A 17,716-nucleotide genomic window follows, 5' to 3' on the forward strand; every position below is an offset into this window, starting at 1 on the left:
GGGAAAGTCATGATCTCAGCAAGATGAAAAAAGTGGTAGCGACTTGTAATTCGGACAGCGTTGCTTTTATACATGTCTTGGAGAAAATTGGGCTCTCAATAGCAAATAAATCGGAAGAAAAAATATATTGGTCTATTGAATGATTAAAGTTTAGTAAATTTATTCATGGCAGTTATTCCGTATGAGGAAGGAACTCACTTTGTCGTGAGCGATTAGTAGAAGGAAGGTAGAGTTTTGTAGTGAAAAGGAATGTTGAATGAAATGGTCAGGGGGACCTATTATGAAGGTTAGTCAAAAAACAGCTTCACTTGAGGATAAAGAAATTCAATATACACATATTGACAACGGAGGTTCGGTTGTTTGTTTTATGTTCTCTGGGTCAGGCTACACCTATGATAAACCATTGTTTTATTATTCTACTATGATAATGCTTCAGAATCAGTACGATGTTGTCCATATTCATTATTCGTATGGTCAAGACTTATTCGAACTTCCATTAGACGACATAACCCAAATTATCGTTAATGAGGTAACTCTCATTATTAATGAGGTACTTAACAATCATGAATACGTGAAAACTGTGTTTTTAGGGAAATCCCTTGGTACAATTCCGATTATCAATGGATTTATGAAGAGCAATATGTATCAGAATTCTAAAATGATATTGCTTACACCGTTATTAAAGTTTGATCCAATTTTTAATGAATTAATGAGGAGCAATCATACATCCCTTATCGTGATTGGGGAAAAAGATGCTCACTATATTCTTAGTAAAATCGATACAATTGATAAGAAAACAAATATGCACATTGAAAAGGTTCCCTATGCTAACCATTCGTTAGATATAGAACCATTTCATACGCAAATGTCCATCGCAGCCTTACAAAAGGTAATGACAAGAATAGAGGATTTTTTAAAATCATAACTCTTCTTTCTTAACCAAATGGAGTGCGATTCTTCAACAAGGCTAAGTAAGAAATGAGGAAGAAGATTATAATACAGGGCTTTATACACGTTTTTTTAAACAAATGCGAGTGAACGGAGTAAATCATGATCATAAACAAACAAGAGTTTTATTGTAATGGGATATATTATATGGTTCGATCCGCAATCGATAAAGATGCGAAAGAGTTGTCTGCGTTACGATTACAGATTGATGGGGAGACTGAAAATTTAGATAGAGAAAAAGGGGAGGCATTTATCGATATATCAGAATTTGAACAGATTATAAAAACAGACACTGAGAATGCACGAAATTTATTTTTAGTTGCGGTAGTTTATGATCGGATCATCGGCTTTTCGAGATGCGAAGGAAATAATTTAAAAAGATTTTCTCATAAAGTAGAATTTGGAGTATGTGTGTTAAAGGATTTTTGGGGATATGGAATTGGAAAAAATCTTTTAAAAGAATCTATTTCTTGGGCTGACTCCAATGGCATTAAAAAAATAGAGTTGAATGTTCTAGAAACAAATGATAAAGCTATTAAACTTTATCAAAGATTTGGCTTTGAAATGGAAGGCATATTAAAAAAAGATAAACTCCTATCTGATGGAAAATACTATAACACCGTTGTGATGGGAAGATGGAATGAGACCTGCTAAGACAGGTGCGCTTCGCATTTCATTACCCAGCTTGTAGTGTATATCGTCATTTCCATGGAAGCTAGTTTTTTTATCTAAGATTGTGTTTCGGAAGTTTTTCTCGTTACATAAACGGTACAACTAGTTTACCAAATGGCTTAATTCAAGGAGAACCCTTATTGTGATGAATGAAGAAAAAATCATTTCGCTTATTAGAGAAGATAAATGGATGATGGAAATATTAAAAACAGCAAAATCATTGAATTTACCTGATTGGTGGATATGTGCTGGATTTGTTCGTTCAAAAATATGGGATACATTACACGGATTTAGTGAAAGAACACATATTTTAGATATTGATGTAATCTATTTTGATCCGAAAAATGTCGATGAGCTTGAGGAAAAGAAACTTGAAGATAACCTCGAATCCCTCATACCCAACAATCTTTGGTCGGTGAAGAATGAAGCAAGAATGCACATTAAAAGTAATATGCCTCCATATTCTTCTTCTGTTGATGCTATATCGAAGTTTCCAGAGACGGCTACAGCTTTAGGGGTAAAATTAGATGAAAATAACAATGTAATAGTAACAGCACCTTGGGGAATTTATGATGTTGTTAACTTAGAAGTGAAACCGACTCCCCATTTTATAGAGGATAAAGAGAAAATGGAAATTTATGAAAATCGCATAACAAAAAAGAATTGGAAATCAATTTGGAATAAGATTAAAGTGCATCACGTCAGATTTCCTAATTAAGTTAACGGACGGTTTCATACAATAAGGTACCCTATGCTTTGTATTAGCTTCGCATTTTCGAAAATTCTTATAAGCCATTAGAGCAACTCACTATCAATTGGGAGACAATCCTGGGGGATGTAGGAATGATAGGTGAGGAGTCAAGTCATTCTGTAAGGAATGTTAGGGATAGGACGTACAAATATTGATAAGAATCTCATGGGAAATTCTTTGAAAATACAGAATTTCAATATATAAACAGAATAGGGATGAGGTATGGATGTTTATACACAAAATTGATGAGGATTTATCTTTAAAGTTAATAGAAGTAAGGGATGGGGAAAATATTTTTGAGCTAACCAATCGATCGAGAAAATACTTACGAAGATGGCTTCCTTGGCTTGATATTACAACAAAGCTTGAAGATACAAAAGAATTTATTAACATGTCATTAAGGGGGTTTGCTGAAAATAAAAGTATGAATACGGTTATTTTATATAAAGGAAAGATCGTTGGAGTTGCTGGTTTTAACGAGATAAATTGGTCAAATAATACAGCATATATTGGCTATTGGCTTGGAGAAGAATTCCAAGGAAATGGAATGATTACTAAGGTTGCAAAGGCATTAACTGATTATGCTTTTACTGAATTGCACCTAAATAAAGTTGAAATTAGGGCAGCAGTTGGCAATATGAAAAGTAGAGGTATTCCCGAAAGATTAGGTTTTGTAAATGAGGGATGCATTAGACAAGCAGAATGGTTATACGATCATTATGTTGACCACGTTGTTTATGGGATGCTTGCTGAAGAATGGAATAATAAATAGATAATCACATTTTGCTAATTAGGCTTATTGTTTAACAATTGTTTTAATGGTAAGGAGCTGAGTATATGATTATAAAAAGAATATCTTGCAAAGTAAAAGAAGGTCAAAAGGAACTATTTTATGAGTCTCAAAAAAAATGGATTGCTCTTAGTAACGTGAAAGGCTTTTTAGGACAATTAGGTGGTTGGAGCGAGAGCCAACCATTGACTGCTTGTATCTATTCTTTTTGGGAAAGTCAAACAGACTATCAATATTTTATGGACGAGGTGCATGACCGTATCTTTGCTAATTTCGGACAAGAAAGTAGCTATACTTCAATAGATGTAACTATGTTTCAAGAAGAACAAACAATTTCTGGGCTAGAAGATTATTTTCTTGATGTCTTGAGGAATTGTAATTTTGTTCGTGTTTCCTTGGCACAGGTAGAAGAGCAAAAAACGAAGGATTTTGTTGAAATGCAGAAAAAAGTGTGGAACGTAGGAATGCAAAAAGTAGAAGGGATGCTTGGTGGAACATTTGCATGCTCCTTAAAAGAAAGTAACGATTTCCTTGTATTATCGGGTTGGAAGAGTGACATTTTTCATCAAAGATATATGGAAATCCATTTTCCTAGATTAATAGAATTAGCTAGACCTAAGGATGATGTACGGAACCTTACAGGGGAGAAATTTAGAATTGAAGAAGCTTGGCGTGTGCTGCCTACGATGTTATAAAATGAGCAGGATTGTGGATCATTTCGAGTACGGACAAAACGGAGGAAGATGGAATCGTGCCAGATAGACGAATGGATTGAGGAAGACGACTTCAAAACGCGTGTAATTGAACCCGCCAGTAGTAAATTTTGAAGAGAACGGGAACGAAACGAAGAGAAATGTGCCCGTCAGAAGCAAATTTTGAAAAGAACGGGAACGAAAGAGCTACTTGCATTCCCGTGAGAGTCTATTTTTAGTGTCTGACTCCCATCTGAGTCAGATTTTTCTGCTAAATCTTAGAAATACACGCTTCGTATTGGAATTTCAACGCCGTTTACCACGTAATTACCGATGGCGCGTGCTTTGTATACAGTTGGATTATGGGAAGCAATCGTACGAATGTTGCGCCAGTGACGATCTAGATTTGCTGACTGTTTTGTAGCAGATGCACCGCCAACGTCGAATAGAGACGTAGCGGCCTTTAAGGCTAGCTCGTCGATGACAACCTTTGCCTTTGCTGCTAAAAGAGAAGCTTCATGACTCAATGCATAGTCAATGACTCCGTTTGCGGCAGCATTAATTGCTTTATCCTGTGCATCAGCGGCAGCAAGTACAAGCGTTTCGGCTGCAAATGCAGTGCTAGAGAGTTGTCCAATAATTTGCTGGAGCTGCGGGTCTTCTGCTGGCGTGGCAGCCACCGCAAACGTAAAGCTTCGGGATCTTCCTCGAACTAAGGCTGCTGCATCTGTCACGACATTACGTAGTATACCTGCGATGACCGCATGTAGATAGAGCTGTAAATGGGAATTGAACGGGGTTTCGTTATCCCCAATAATCGTCACCTCATTTGGATGGACAATCACATTGTTTAAATAGGTTGTTCCGCTTCCTGTCAATCTTTGCCCGATGCCATCCCAATCGTCTTCGATGATGACCCCTTCACGGTCCGTAGGGATGAATACGGATGCAGTTTTACCATCTACCGTTGATGCCATTACAACGACGGAATCTGCATACAATGTACCTGTACTAAAGTACTTTGTACCGTTTAAACGATATCCGGTACCATCAGGAGATAGCGTCGTTTGAAAAGACAGGGTTCCAACATTTTTCGAAGAAATTTCGGTAAATGCGTTCCCAATAATTTCTCCTTCCGCGATTCGTTTCAGCCAGTTTTGGCGCTTAGTTGAGTACGGACTCAAGAGAATAATCTCGACTTGGTAAAAGTGAAAACGAAGGATATGTGCCACATCAGAATCCGCCTCTGCTAAACGGATGACAATTTGGAAAATATCACGAATGCTAACACCTCCGCCGCCAAGTTCTACAGGTAAACGAAGAGCACCAAGGCGAGCTTTGCGAATTAAATCCACCGCGTAATAGGGACGTGCTTCGCTTCCGGCTTTTCTCCGTTTTTCTGCATCTTGCGCAATTACAGCGAGTAACTTCTCAAAATCAGTAGAACCAAATATTACAGGTGTTTGAAATTCATAGGAATCTAGTTGTTCCTGTTCGTTTTCATTTCGTTTTGCATGTAATTGGTTTGAATTTGCCATTATACATCGCTCTCCTTTATCCATTTTAATAGTTTTCTAATTTTCTTTAGCGTAAGAACAAAAAAGAGGCTCGTGTCTGCTTTCTAACGTTAGAAAGTGACAGGAGCCTCCGGTTGTCCAGTTAGCTATTTGTATGAAGTTGTTATAAGTATCATAATTCCAACAAAACATAGATGTCAAGTATGTTTTAAAAATGAGAATTTTTTACAAAAAACGGAGCATCAAGATGAAGGAAATGTGAGAAAAAATAGTAGGTGCAGCATATACATTTATGTAGAAAATGTGCAAGCTGCAAAAAAATAAGAGCTTAACTAAGCTCTTAGTGAATCATCCGGTATACACCGACTACTTTTCCGATGATGGAAACTGATTGTAGAATAATTGGAGCGAGGGAAGAGTTTTCTGGCTGAAGGCGGAAATGATCTTTTTCCTTAAAAAATCTCTTTACCGTTGCTTCATTTTCATCCGTTAATGCAACTACAATTTCCCCGTTATCTGCTGATTGCTGCTGGCGAACGATGACGAGGTCCCCGTCCAGAATACCCGCTTCAATCATGCTATCCCCTTGTACTTTCAGCATAAATACTTTATCAGAATCTGAAACGAGGTTAGCGGGCAATGGAAATTGTTCCTCAATATTTTCAATTGCAGTAATAGGTGGTCCTGCTGTAACTTTCCCAACCACGGGAACGTGAATAACAGGGGGGTGATTGGTTTCTAAATTATCGAAACTTATAATTTCGATTGCACGTGGCTTAGTAGGATCACGGCGTATAAAACCTTTTTCTTCAATTCTTGCTAAGTGACCGTGAACGGTAGAGCTAGAAGCAAGACCAACTGCTTGACCTATTTCACGTACGGAAGGCGGATATCCTTTTTCGCTTACTCGTAATTTAATAAAGTCAAGTATATCCTGCTGCCTTTTTGTTAATTTTTCCATCTCTCCACCTCGTTTATATAGAAAATATTAGTATAATTATAACATATGTTCGCCTTTTCTACAAACGTAGGTTCGAATCATGTATAGATGTATGGTATTATTTTTGTACGAAGCAAGTAAGGAGAAGATTCAATGAAGGCTATTATTTATGTTCGTGTGAGTACGAAAAAGGAAGAACAAGAGACATCTTTAGCAAGACAGGAAGAAGAACTTGTGAAACTTGCACAGCAATATGATTTGCAAGTTGTGAAAATTATTCGTGAGAAAGAGAGCGGTTATACAATTGAACGAGAAGGAATTCTAGAAATGCTAGATTGTATTAAAGAAGATAATATAGAAGTAGTTTTAATTCAAGATGAAACACGACTAGGAAGAGGCAATGCGAAAATAGCACTCATGCATTGTTTACGTAAAGAAGGTGTTCGGGTATATACACATAGCCAAAATGGAGAGTTGCAGTTGTCTGATGCTGATTCGATGGTGCTTGATATTATTAGTGTTGTTGAAGAATATCAACGGAAAATACATAATTTGAAAATTAAACGTGGAATGAAGCGTGCAGTTGAACATGGATATCACCCAGAAGAAAATTTAAAGAATCGTGATATGAATGGCGGCCGTGAGAAAAAGGAAGTACCAATTGAAGAAATTGTTCGTTTGCGGGGTAATAAGTTGACCTTTGCTGAAATTGCTGCAACACTAAGAGGCTTTGGTTATGATGTATCAAAAGCAACGGTGCATCGTCGCTACGTAGAATATACAAACGAGCAGAACCCTTGATATAACTGATTAACTATTGTATGATAGACTTCAGTTTACAGAAAGGAGACTGCTCATGATATCATCTCAAAAATTAAATCGTATAAATGAGCTTTCTAGAAAGGCAAAGACAATCGGATTAACTGACGTTGAAAAACAAGAGCGTCATATCTTACGTCAAGAATATATTAAGTCTTTTCGTGTTCAAGTATTGGAACGGTTGAAATCCATAAAAATTGTAGATGAATGTGGAAATGATGTTACCCCTGAAAAACTAAAGCTTTTGAAACAGCAACAAAACAGCTTATTACAATAATAGATCAAAAGAAAGCAAGATAACTCCATCTTGCTTTCTTTTGATTTATAGGATTGCTACAGCTTAAATGGATAAAAACTATAAAATAAGTATAACCTAAAAAGTTTAAATGACTTCCATATGAATAGTTATTTTGAAATAATAGAATATAATCCACACAATTCCTCATACATGTTGTATAATGATGCGTGGCAAGCTAATATAAATGTATATGAATGCTTAGGCTAAATTGAATGAAGGGAAGAAAACTATGTCACATTCAATCGAACACTTATCTATAACAACTATTCGCACACTTGCAATCGATGCGATTGAAAAGGCGAATTCCGGACATCCGGGCATGCCAATGGGGGCTGCACCGATGGCCTATACATTGTGGACGAAATTTATGAAATTAAATCCATCCAATCCTACTTGGTTTAATCGCGATCGATTTGTATTATCTGCTGGACATGGCTCTATGTTATTGTACAGTCTTCTACACTTATGTGGATATGAAGTAACAATGGAAGATTTGAAAAACTTTCGTCAGTGGGGAAGTAAAACACCAGGACATCCTGAGTTTGGTCACACTGCCGGCGTAGATACAACTACTGGGCCTCTTGGACAGGGTATTGCAACTGCAGTTGGTATGGCAATGGCGGAACGTCATTTAGCAGCAACGTATAACCGCGATTCTTATAACATTGTCGATCACTTTACATATGCTATTTGCGGTGATGGTGATCTTATGGAAGGTGTATCTTCTGAAGCATCTTCATTAGCAGCGCATCTAGAACTAGGTCGTTTAATTGTATTGTATGATTCAAATGATATTTCCTTAGATGGTGATTTGAACCATTCTTTCTCTGAAAATGTAGAAAATCGTTATAAAGCGTATGGCTGGCAAGTAATTCGCGTTGAGGATGGAAATGATATTGAAGCAATTACAAACGCGATAGAAGAAGCGAAAGCCGACGAAAAACATCCTACACTTATTGAAGTTAAAACGACAATTGGATACGGATCCCCGAACAAAGCAGGTAGCTCTGCTTCTCATGGATCTCCGCTTGGAACAGAAGAGGTAAAACTTACGAAAGAAGCATATAAATGGGTCTTTGAAGAAGATTTTCATGTACCAGAAGAAGTATATGCTCATTTCCGTGCAGTAGTCAAAGAAGCTGGAGAAAAATCGTTTGCTGAATGGAATACATTATTTGATCAATATAGAGATGCGTATCCAGAGCTTGCAAATCAATTAAAGTCTAGTATTGACGGACATCTCCCACAAGATTGGGAAAAGAGTCTTCCAGCATACGAAATGGGAACATCAAAAGCAACTCGTGCTACGTCTGGTGAAGCAATTAACGCAATTGCAAATGCGATTCCGAATTTCTTTGGTGGATCTGCAGACCTTGCTGGTAGCAATAAAACGTATATGAAAAATAAGAATGATTTTAAACGTACGGATTATAGTGGCAAAAACATTTGGTTTGGTGTTCGTGAATTTGCAATGGGTGCAGCTATGAATGGGATTACACTTCACGGTGGGTTAAAGACATTCGGTGGTACATTCTTCGTATTCTCCGATTACTTACGTCCGGCTATACGTCTTGCAGCATTGATGAAACTTCCTGTAACCTATGTGTTTACACATGATAGTATTGCCGTAGGAGAAGATGGCCCTACACATGAACCGATTGAACAGCTTGCTGCTCTTCGTGCTATGCCTGGATTATCCGTGATTCGTCCAGCTGATGGAAATGAATCTATTGCTGCATGGAAACTTGCAGTTGAATCTACAAACAGACCAACAGCCATTGTACTTAGTCGTCAAAATTTACCTGTACTACAAGGCACAAAGGAACATGCAATTGAAAATGTTGCAAAAGGTGGTTATATTCTTTCGCCTAGTCATAAAGAGGTTGCTGACATTTTGCTTCTTGCATCTGGTTCTGAAGTAAGTTTAGCGGTAAAAGCTAGTGAAGAATTACTGAAACAGGGCATCTCAGCTACTGTCGTAAGTGTACCTTCCTTCGATCTATTTGAAGCACAATCAAATGAGTACAAAGAATCTGTATTACCAAAATCAGTAACAAAACGTTTGGCAATCGAAATGGGCGCATCATTTGGTTGGCATCGTTATGTAGGTCTTGATGGTGACGTATTAGCTATTGATACGTTCGGAGCTTCTGCACCAGGAGAAAAAGTAATGGCAGAATACGGATTTACAGTTGATAATGTTGTTGCAAAGGTCAAGGCATTATTGCAAAAGTAATGGAATCTTTCTTTAGGGAGAGAGATTTTGAAGTGAAAATCAAGACATTCGACAGGTAAGAAGTTTTTTTTCTCCATCTTCAGACAATCTTTGTATAGAACATCTTATATAATGTTCAAAAAGAGATTGTCTTGGGTGAGGAGGAAATGGTATGATAACGTATCACTTATATTTAATTCAAGATGATATTGCTAGAACATATTTTGGCCGCGAACATTTGCTGTATGATTTGTTTGCTCGTTGCCATCGAACTACGTCATTTGCTCATAAGAAAATGTTGTACAAGCAAATTCAGTATATATCAGAACCACTTCAAATGAGTCGACTTCATGATTGTGTTGAACAATTTCTTTCCTCTCATCCTCATTATAAGCGTATAAATAATCAACATATTCTTATACAGGATGAAGTTACATATGGGTCCTTATGTATAAAACGACAATTTGCACGCATTGAATCGATTGAAAATTATGAGATAGAAACAATGTTTTTTGAAATATTACGGAAAAGTGAATACACATTCCTTGCCATGGATTTTATCCATGAAAAGTACGGATGGTTAAATCCAATTAAACAAGTAAGAAGATTTGTGTAACAAAAAAGTTTCATACGGGCTTGTCTAAATGAAAAGGTTTTAGTAAACTGTAACGTAGACAACATGAAGGAGGATTTACTATGTCAGTTTGGGTTTCTATTCTAGTTGGTATCCTTATTTTTGCAGCAGGTATCGCGCTAGGATTCTTCATTGCACGTCGTTATATGATGAATTATTTAAAGAAAAATCCACCGATTAATGAACAGATGCTTAAAATGATGATGGCACAAATGGGTCAAAAGCCTTCTCAGAAGAAAATTAATCAAATGATGCAATCGATGAACAAACAGATGAAATAACAACAGTAAGAGGCACTCGTTAGCGGGTGTCTTTTTGTTGTACCTTATTTAGTTAGTAAAGTAAAGCCCTTCGAAATATTGAAGGGCTTTTACTTTGTCTATAAATTGCTATTTTGCGTACAATGGAATAATATGCGGAAATATACAGAGTATATAATGGTATACATTTTTAAAAATGCCGCTAAATGTAAATTCCATACTCTAGAATAAAAAGAAGGTGTTGTCCGATTGTATCGTAAAAATAGGAAACTGTTTAATAAACAAAAACAATTGAATACGCAACAACCTCAAGATACTGAGAAGCAAGATTTTTTATCGTCAGACTTGGATAAAAATCTACAAATTTTTCAATCTTTGTATAAAGATAGCTTTGATGTAGCTTTTCGGACATTTTTTATTGGTGGAAGGACAAAAGCGGCTCTCGTTTATATAGATGGTTTATCTAATATTGAAGAGATTGATGATAATGTACTCGCCCCACTTTTGGAAGCAGAAGGAGTAAATCATAATTTATATGAAATGGTAAAAGGGAAAATACATCTATCCAAGATGACAGAAGTCTTGACAGTTACCGATTGTGTAGCAAATCTCTCAATAGGAAATCCTATTCTTTTCGTACAACAAGAAGTACGTGGTCTTGCCTTGGGGTTACCTAAATGGGAAAAACGATCGATTGAAGAACCGTCGGCAGAAAGCTTTGTACGGGGACCACGGGAAGGGTTTGTTGAAACATTGGCAGTCAATGCTGCTCTTATAAGGCGAAAGATTAAAAACCCTGATCTCAAAATGAAAATGATGAACATCGGTCGCTATACGAATACTCAAGTTGTACTTGCTTATGTAGAAGGGCTTGCAAATCAAAATCTTATCGATGAAGTAGAAAATCGCCTGCAAGGCATTGATATAGACAGTGTATTAGAAAGTTGTTACATTGAGGAAATGATTGAAGATAATCCCTATTCTCCTTTTCCTCAGCTTATTAATACAGAACGACCTGATGTAGCCGTTGCAAATCTCTTGGAAGGTCGTGTAGTTATTTTAATAGATGGTACCCCAGTTGTATTAATTGCTCCGATTAGTTTTTTTTCTTTGCTTCAGTCAGCGGAGGACTATTATCAACGTTTTCTAGTTAGCTCAGCGATTCGCATTTTGCGTTTCACGTTTATGATAATTTCTGTTACTTTGCCTTCGCTTTATGTTGCAATTCTTACCTATCATCAAGAGATGGTACCAACGGCTTTGTTAATTAGTGCGGCTGCTTCTCGGGAAACTGTCCCCTTTCCAGCACTAGTAGAGGCATTAATGATGGAGATTACGTTTGAAGCACTAAGGGAAGCTGGAGTCAGGCTTCCAAAACAGGTAGGAGCTGCGGTTAGTATTGTCGGCGCATTAGTCATCGGCCAAGCAGCCGTGCAAGCTGGCATTGTTTCTGCTCCTATGGTTATTATTGTTGCGATTACAGGAATTTCATCGTTTATGGTTCCACATTATACGCAAGGTATTGCGTTTAGATTGTTACGGTTTCCGATTATTTTTCTTGCTGGCACACTCGGTTTATTGGGAATTATGCTGGGGATTATTACTATTATCGTCCATTTATGTTCACTACGTTCGTTTGGAGTTCCATACCTTTCTCCTATTGCTCCACTGAAAGGTCGTGAGTTGAAAGATACTTTCGTTCGGGCGCCGTGGTGGAAGATGGACACACGTCCTCATTTAACTGGGAAATTTGATTTGTATCGACAGTCACCAAATCAAAAACCGAAGCCAGATGGTAAAAAAGAAAAGTAGCGTATAACATTGGTAGGATGTGAACAAAAAATGAAGTCATTTTTATCTCTCAAAATGATGAAAAAATATTCTGCTCTTCTCTTTTTTTCGGCTAGTTTGCTGCTTACGGGTTGTTGGGACAGACAAGAAGTGAATGATACAGCACTGGTGTTAGCTACTGCCATTGATAAAGACAAAAATGAGGAAATTAAGCTTACTGTTCAAGTGTTAAATCCAAAGAAAGTAAGTGGCGGGCAGCAAGGATCTGGGGCAGGGGGAACCTCCAATGTCTTGATGAGATCAGCAACAGGGAAAAATATGGCAGATGCTATGGCAAACCTTCAAGCAAAATTTACACGCGTCCTTTTTTTGGGACACTGCAAAGCATATATTTTTGGAGAAGCATTTGCTAAAGATGGAATTAATCAGCAGATTGATTTTTTACTTCGCCAATCACAACCTCGGGAACGTGCCAATTTGTTTGTTAGCGACGGATTGGCAGCAGATATTCTGAAATCTAAGACAACGCTAGAGCTATTTGAAGGAGAAAGACTCCGTAAGTTGTCTGCACTTCATACAGGTGCCGATATTACTGTAAAAGATTTTCAACAAATGATAATTGGTGATTCAGAAGCAGCTATTTTGCCTATTATTCAAACAGTAACTTCAAAAAACGGAAAAATGCGAGAAACGGTTGATTATATTACTGGAACTGCTATTTTCAAGAAGGGAAAAATGGTTGGTCGAATTGATGACAAAGTAACGAGAGGACTGTTGTGGCTTCGAAATGAAACCGAAGTGTCTGCGATTTCAGTAGCCATTAAAGAAGGAGAAATCATGTCGATAGATCCTATTCGAGTAACGACGAAAATTCTTCCTACAATTAAAAACGGAAAATGGAAAATTTTGGTTAAAATAATATCGGAAGCTTCTGTGGTGCAAAACGGTACCCATCTTGACATTATGAGTGCCGACATTACAAAGCGTATAGAAAAAGAGTTAGAACAAGTCATTAAACAACGCATTGTTCAAACTCTTTCACAGGTGAAGACGGAGATGCATATAGATGCTTTCGGTTTTGCAGATGCGTTTCACCGTAAATATCCTAAAGAATGGGAGAAAGTCAAAGATCATTGGGATGAAATTCTTCCACGAGTGGATGTGAAAATGGATATTCGAACATATGTGCGTAGACCAGGTATGTCTACTATACCGGCGGGTTTAAAAGAAAATGAGGTAAAAACGGAATGAAATGGGCAGCGATAGTAGGGATAATAGTATTAATAATTCTGATTACGTGGTATGAATGGCCTAAAATGGATAGGAAGCAGAAAAAAGAAAAAGCTGCCTTTATTACCTTAATGGCGATGGGGGGGATACTAGCCATCCTTCTTTTATTCTTTCCTGACATGCCGGGTCCTACACAAATGATAGAAACGTTATTCAAACCGTTTGGACAATTGCTTGAGAAATAATAGGATTATTGGATTTAGCAAAAAGAAGGAGATAAAAAATGATTGAGAAAGGAAAAATTTCTGCATTTCAGCTTGCACTAATGATGTATCCTGTAATAACTGCAACTGCTATTCTCGTTGTTCCATCAATAACGGATAAGTACGCAGAACGCGATATGTGGATCTCTCCAATTTGGGGAGCACTTATCGGATTTCTCACAACGTTTATCGTATATCAATTGCATAAATACTATCCAAAAGAAACATTCATCCAATATAGCGCACATAATCGGTACGATTCCAGGAAAACTACTCGGATTTGTTTATTTGTTTTATTTCCTACATGATATGGGAACGATAGTAAGGGAATATGCTGATTTCATCATTAGCTCTTTTTTTCCAAAGACTCCACTGATTGTAGTACTTGGAAGTATAGTTTTAGTTTTTGGTTATGCTGTACGATGTGGCGGGGAAGTGTTAGGTAGGGCTGCCCAACTGTTTACTCCTATATTTATAATTGTTATCTTGATATTGGTTATCCTACTCTTTAAGGACGCAGAGACAAAGAATATCTTTCCAATACTGGAGCATGGTGTGATGCCATCAATTCGGGGAGCATATGCACTGCAAGCTTGGTTTTGTCAAAGTTTTTAGATATCGATGTTTCTTCTTTATGTAATGGATTCTGAAAAAGGAATGAAATGGAGTATGGTTTCAGTTCTAGTTGTGATGCTTGTTATGATTGGTCTCAATTTGCTGACTGTTTTCTTATTAGGAGGAACTTCTTTCACAACTAGTCGTAGCTATCCAATATTTGTTGTGATTCGATACATCAGTATTTCTAATTTTTTTGAACATTTGGAGGCGGTCATTATTGTCATTTGGGTGACAATAATGTTCATCAAAATTTCAGTCCTCTATTATGTTCTAGTGCTAAGTACTGCGCAGTGGATGAATCTCTCTGACTACCGGTCAATCGTACTTCCACTTGTTTTTTTGTTAACTTTACTTGGCCTGTGGGTATACCGGAATATGCAAGAATTTTCCAAATGTGCAGACGAAATTCTTCCGTTTTATATACCATTACTTTTAACGGTAATTCCAACTCTTCTCCTACTTCTGCTTATATACAAAATAAATATCGTAAAGAAAAAGAAGTCATACTCCTATACAGTAATAAAGTATAGAGTTTGTCACGGATGATCTATTCTTTATTTAAATAATCTTAAATATTTTGTGGATATACTAAAAAGTAACGAGGTAAACAGAAAATGATTGAAAAAGGGAAAATTTCTGCTTTACAAATGACAATGTTATTATTACCATTAATACTCTCAACCGCTATTCTTACCATACCAGTCGTTACAGGAAAATATGCGCATCGTGATATGTGGATTTCGCCAATGTGGGCATCCTTTAATGGATTTTTTACAATGTTTATTGTGTACCAGTTACATAAAAAGTATCCGAAGGAGACCCTCATACAATATAGTCAACACATTGCGGGGCGATTTCTAGGAAAAATACTTGGATTTGTCTTCTTATTTTATTTTCTGTACGTAGCTAGTTTGATAGCTAGGGAATATGCGGATTTGGTTATGATAACTTTTCTCCCGAAAACCCCTATGTTTGTTGTTACTGGAAGTATGATTCTTGTATGTACTTTCGCTGTTCGAGCTGGATTGGAAGTGTTAGGAAGGTCTGCCCAAATACTTGTTTTCATCTATATGGTTACAATTTTATTATTTGTGCTGCTACTAAAAGACTTAAAAGCAGAGAATCTATTTCCAATTATGGAGCATGGTTTGCTTCCCTCAATTAGAGGAGCAGTTCAGCCATCACTTTGGTTTGGTCAAATATTCCTTGCATCCATGCTACTTCCTTTTTTGACAGATAGTAAGGTAGCGATGAAACGGAGTATATACTTAGTAATTATTTGCATGATTGCTATGGTTTATATCAATATCATCATCCTTCTATTATTTGGAGACTCAGTTACTAGTTATGCTTATCCAGTGTTTACTGCTTTCCGATACATTAGTGTTGCAACATTTTTTGAACATCTTGAATCCTTCGTAGTTGTTATTTGGGTGATGGGGGTGTTTGTCAAACTTTCCGTGTTCTTGTATGTGCTTGTTTTAGGGAGTGCGCAATGGCTACATCTATCTGACTTCAGGCCTCTTATTTTTCCATTCGGTTTTTTAATCATAATATTTAGTATATGGGCATCTCCCAATATGCAGCAACTGTCAAAATTTATAGAAACTATTATCCCCTTTATAGAATTCTCACTTTTTACATTTGTTCCATTAGTTCTGCTATGTATCGCTATCATACAGAAAAAAATAAGAAAATAGGGGAAAGGGGTACGAATTTCTCAAAAAGTCAACTCATCATTTTTGATATTGTAAGAAAATTCTAAAAATTTCCTTGTGAATTTAATTCTTCCATCGCTATGAGTAGTCGGATTATGTATAAAATCCTCCTTTTCGTTGCAAACTAAAACGAAAAGGAGGATTTTCGTAATGAAGCAAACTACTTTTTTGTTAATGAAATTTTTATCATCGGTGGTTGCTTTCTCTCTTGGGTTGGCTATCTTTTTTCCAGCAACGATAACTGAAGTGTTATCGTTTAGTATGTTTGTAACGATTGTTTCATATGTAGTAGTGGAAAACATTCTTTTACCTCGAATAGGTAATGGACCTGCTGCAATTGTTGATTTTCTTATTACATATATGAGTGTTTGGATTTTCGGGAATGTGCTATTGGATAGTTATTTACAAATGGCTTGGGGAAGTATTATATCGGCTGTTCTCGTAACAGTTGCGTCATTACTTCTTCACCGATTATCATGGCGGGAATTACTTCGCTCTTCTCGAATGAAAGGAACTAAATTTAGCCCTTCCTATGGAACTGAGTTCAGTGAGGAGAAAACGATTCCAGAGAAGAAGGAATAGCTTATGAAATAGTATATACAATAAAGTCCTTTCCGTGTTTAGAATTGGAAAGGACTGACTGTTTGAATAAAGATGGATAGTACCGATTAGTTTCTCGCTTTTTCATTCGTTGCAGCAATTGCTTGCTGTAATATAGAAGAAAATTGTTTTTCATACAATACGCGTAGCCCTTCTGCAGTGGATCCTCCTGGGGTAGTTACTTGCTCACGTAATGAAGCAGGATCTTGTTCTTCCCGTAGCATAGCCGCTGAGCCATATATCATTTGAATAACAAGTTGCTTTGCTTTTTCTTCTGAAATACCTAATTCTTTCGTTGTTTGTATCAGACTTTCAGCAAAATAATATACGAACGCAGGTGCACTTCCTGTAACAGCTGTTAATTGGTGAATTTCTTCCTCTGTACATTCCTCTGCATTTCCGATACCCTGTAAAATCATTTGCAAAACTTTTCGATGATGATCCGTTGTTTTTCTACCTAAGCAATAAAGTGACATGGATTCGCCTACAACTGCTGCTGTGTTTGGCATAATCCACGAAACAGGTGTTTTTGAAGGTAGCCGTTCTTCTAAGTAAGAAGGACCTATTCCAGCTGCTATTGTTATGACAAATTGGTTATCGAGCAGTGGTGATAATTCAGCTAACAAGGATTCGTGCGCATAGGGTGGCAGTGCTAATAGTATAACGTCAGCATGATTTACTTCATTACGCCAATTTGTTGTTGTCTGTACTCCGTATTTTTGGTGCATTTCTAGTAGTCTGCTTCTGTTTGACTGATTTGAAATAGTGATTGATTCAATATCATCTACACTTCTTTTCAGTAGGCCTGAAAAAATAGCTTCTGCCATTCGACCTGCGCCGATAAATAAGATTTGTTGTTTCTTCATGTATATGGGTCCCCCGTATCTAATCAACGTGTTATGTGTCTCTGTTAAAAGGAGTTCTATGTACAGCTTAGCGAATAATTGGGAACCGTGCAAG

The 17,716-nt window shown here is 37.0% G+C and carries 18 protein-coding genes and 1 pseudogene; 16 read left to right on the forward strand and 3 right to left on the reverse strand.

The annotated features are described in order from the left end of the window. The first annotated feature begins 280 nt into the window (after nt 1-280). The 5 genes from ACAN53_RS04255 (at nt 281) to ACAN53_RS04275 (ending at nt 3,856) form a co-directional block, all read left to right on the forward strand. Nucleotides 281-925 carry an alpha/beta hydrolase gene (locus tag ACAN53_RS04255; RefSeq protein ID WP_379967491.1) on the forward strand — a complete coding sequence of 215 codons (645 nt, stop codon included), beginning with the start codon at nt 281-283 and terminating at the stop codon, nt 923-925. Between the two features lie 125 nt (nt 926-1,050). Next, entirely contained in the window at nt 1,051-1,602 is a 552-nt protein-coding gene (locus tag ACAN53_RS04260) for a GNAT family N-acetyltransferase (protein ID WP_379967494.1), read from the forward strand. 163 nt (nt 1,603-1,765) lie between these two features. Then, nucleotides 1,766-2,338 carry a nucleotidyltransferase family protein gene (locus ACAN53_RS04265; protein ID WP_379970254.1) on the forward strand — a complete coding sequence of 191 codons (573 nt, stop codon included), beginning with the start codon at nt 1,766-1,768 and terminating at the stop codon, nt 2,336-2,338. A gap of 259 nt (nt 2,339-2,597) precedes the next feature. After that, on the forward strand, nt 2,598-3,143 hold the full coding sequence (locus ACAN53_RS04270) for a GNAT family N-acetyltransferase (protein ID WP_379967497.1): 546 nt from the start codon (nt 2,598-2,600) through the stop codon (nt 3,141-3,143). A gap of 65 nt (nt 3,144-3,208) precedes the next feature. Then, nucleotides 3,209-3,856 (forward strand): YdbC family protein, encoded by a 648-nt coding sequence (locus tag ACAN53_RS04275; protein WP_379967500.1) that lies wholly within the window; start codon nt 3,209-3,211, stop codon nt 3,854-3,856. A 275-nt stretch (nt 3,857-4,131) separates the two neighbouring features. On the opposite strand, the gene ACAN53_RS04280 is transcribed toward ACAN53_RS04275, so the two are convergent. Together ACAN53_RS04280 and lexA are read right to left on the reverse strand one after the other, a co-directional pair. Further along, nucleotides 4,132-5,391, reverse strand: coding sequence for an acyl-CoA dehydrogenase family protein (locus tag ACAN53_RS04280; protein WP_379967502.1), 1,260 nt, complete (start codon nt 5,389-5,391; stop codon nt 4,132-4,134). A gap of 319 nt (nt 5,392-5,710) precedes the next feature. Then, on the reverse strand, nt 5,711-6,331 hold the full coding sequence (lexA, locus tag ACAN53_RS04285; protein WP_379967504.1) for a transcriptional repressor LexA: 621 nt from the start codon (nt 6,329-6,331) through the stop codon (nt 5,711-5,713). A gap of 132 nt (nt 6,332-6,463) precedes the next feature. Here lexA and ACAN53_RS04290 point away from each other — a divergent pair, with 132 nt between their 5' ends. The 11 genes and pseudogenes from ACAN53_RS04290 to ACAN53_RS04340 all read left to right on the forward strand — a co-directional run bounded on the left by ACAN53_RS04290 (nt 6,464) and on the right by ACAN53_RS04340 (nt 16,738). Beyond that, nucleotides 6,464-7,111 carry a YneB family resolvase-like protein gene (locus tag ACAN53_RS04290; RefSeq protein WP_379967507.1) on the forward strand — a complete coding sequence of 216 codons (648 nt, stop codon included), beginning with the start codon at nt 6,464-6,466 and terminating at the stop codon, nt 7,109-7,111. A 55-nt stretch (nt 7,112-7,166) separates the two neighbouring features. Next, nucleotides 7,167-7,406, forward strand: coding sequence for a DUF896 domain-containing protein (locus ACAN53_RS04295; RefSeq protein WP_379967510.1), 240 nt, complete (start codon nt 7,167-7,169; stop codon nt 7,404-7,406). 250 nt (nt 7,407-7,656) lie between these two features. Beyond that, nucleotides 7,657-9,663: a transketolase gene (tkt, locus tag ACAN53_RS04300; RefSeq protein ID WP_379967513.1), complete on the forward strand. Its 2,007-nt coding sequence runs from the start codon at nt 7,657-7,659 to the stop codon at nt 9,661-9,663. A gap of 151 nt (nt 9,664-9,814) precedes the next feature. Further along, nucleotides 9,815-10,258: a sporulation inhibitor of replication protein SirA gene (gene sirA, locus ACAN53_RS04305; RefSeq protein ID WP_379967516.1), complete on the forward strand. Its 444-nt coding sequence runs from the start codon at nt 9,815-9,817 to the stop codon at nt 10,256-10,258. A gap of 80 nt (nt 10,259-10,338) precedes the next feature. Next, on the forward strand, nt 10,339-10,557 hold the full coding sequence (locus ACAN53_RS04310) for a YneF family protein (RefSeq protein ID WP_379967519.1): 219 nt from the start codon (nt 10,339-10,341) through the stop codon (nt 10,555-10,557). Between the two features lie 228 nt (nt 10,558-10,785). Further along, nucleotides 10,786-12,348, forward strand: a complete 1,563-nt coding sequence (locus ACAN53_RS04315; protein ID WP_379967522.1) for a spore germination protein — start codon at nt 10,786-10,788, stop codon at nt 12,346-12,348. A 30-nt stretch (nt 12,349-12,378) separates the two neighbouring features. After that, a complete protein-coding gene (locus ACAN53_RS04320; RefSeq protein ID WP_379967525.1) occupies nt 12,379-13,578 on the forward strand; it encodes a Ger(x)C family spore germination protein in 1,200 nt (399 codons plus the stop codon). Then, nucleotides 13,575-13,802 carry a hypothetical protein gene (locus tag ACAN53_RS04325; RefSeq protein ID WP_379967528.1) on the forward strand — a complete coding sequence of 76 codons (228 nt, stop codon included), beginning with the start codon at nt 13,575-13,577 and terminating at the stop codon, nt 13,800-13,802. The genes ACAN53_RS04320 and ACAN53_RS04325 overlap by 4 nt, the downstream gene beginning before the upstream one ends. An 83-nt stretch (nt 13,803-13,885) precedes the next feature. Further along, a pseudogene (locus ACAN53_RS04330) lies at nt 13,886-14,984 on the forward strand (GerAB/ArcD/ProY family transporter). Between the two features lie 68 nt (nt 14,985-15,052). Continuing rightward, on the forward strand, nt 15,053-16,138 hold the full coding sequence (locus tag ACAN53_RS04335) for a GerAB/ArcD/ProY family transporter (protein WP_379967531.1): 1,086 nt from the start codon (nt 15,053-15,055) through the stop codon (nt 16,136-16,138). A 168-nt stretch (nt 16,139-16,306) separates the two neighbouring features. Continuing rightward, a complete protein-coding gene (locus ACAN53_RS04340; protein WP_379967534.1) occupies nt 16,307-16,738 on the forward strand; it encodes a YndM family protein in 432 nt (143 codons plus the stop codon). Nucleotides 16,739-16,824: 86 nt separating this feature from the next. Here the strand turns inward: ACAN53_RS04340 and proC are convergent, their stop codons facing one another. Next, a complete protein-coding gene (proC, locus tag ACAN53_RS04345; RefSeq protein ID WP_379967537.1) occupies nt 16,825-17,622 on the reverse strand; it encodes a pyrroline-5-carboxylate reductase in 798 nt (265 codons plus the stop codon). Between the last annotated feature and the right edge of the window lie 94 nt (nt 17,623-17,716).

Origin of the sequence: Ectobacillus soli, from assembly GCF_042610425.1 — a bacterium.
Classification (GTDB): Bacteria; Bacillota; Bacilli; order Bacillales; family Bacillaceae_G; genus Ectobacillus.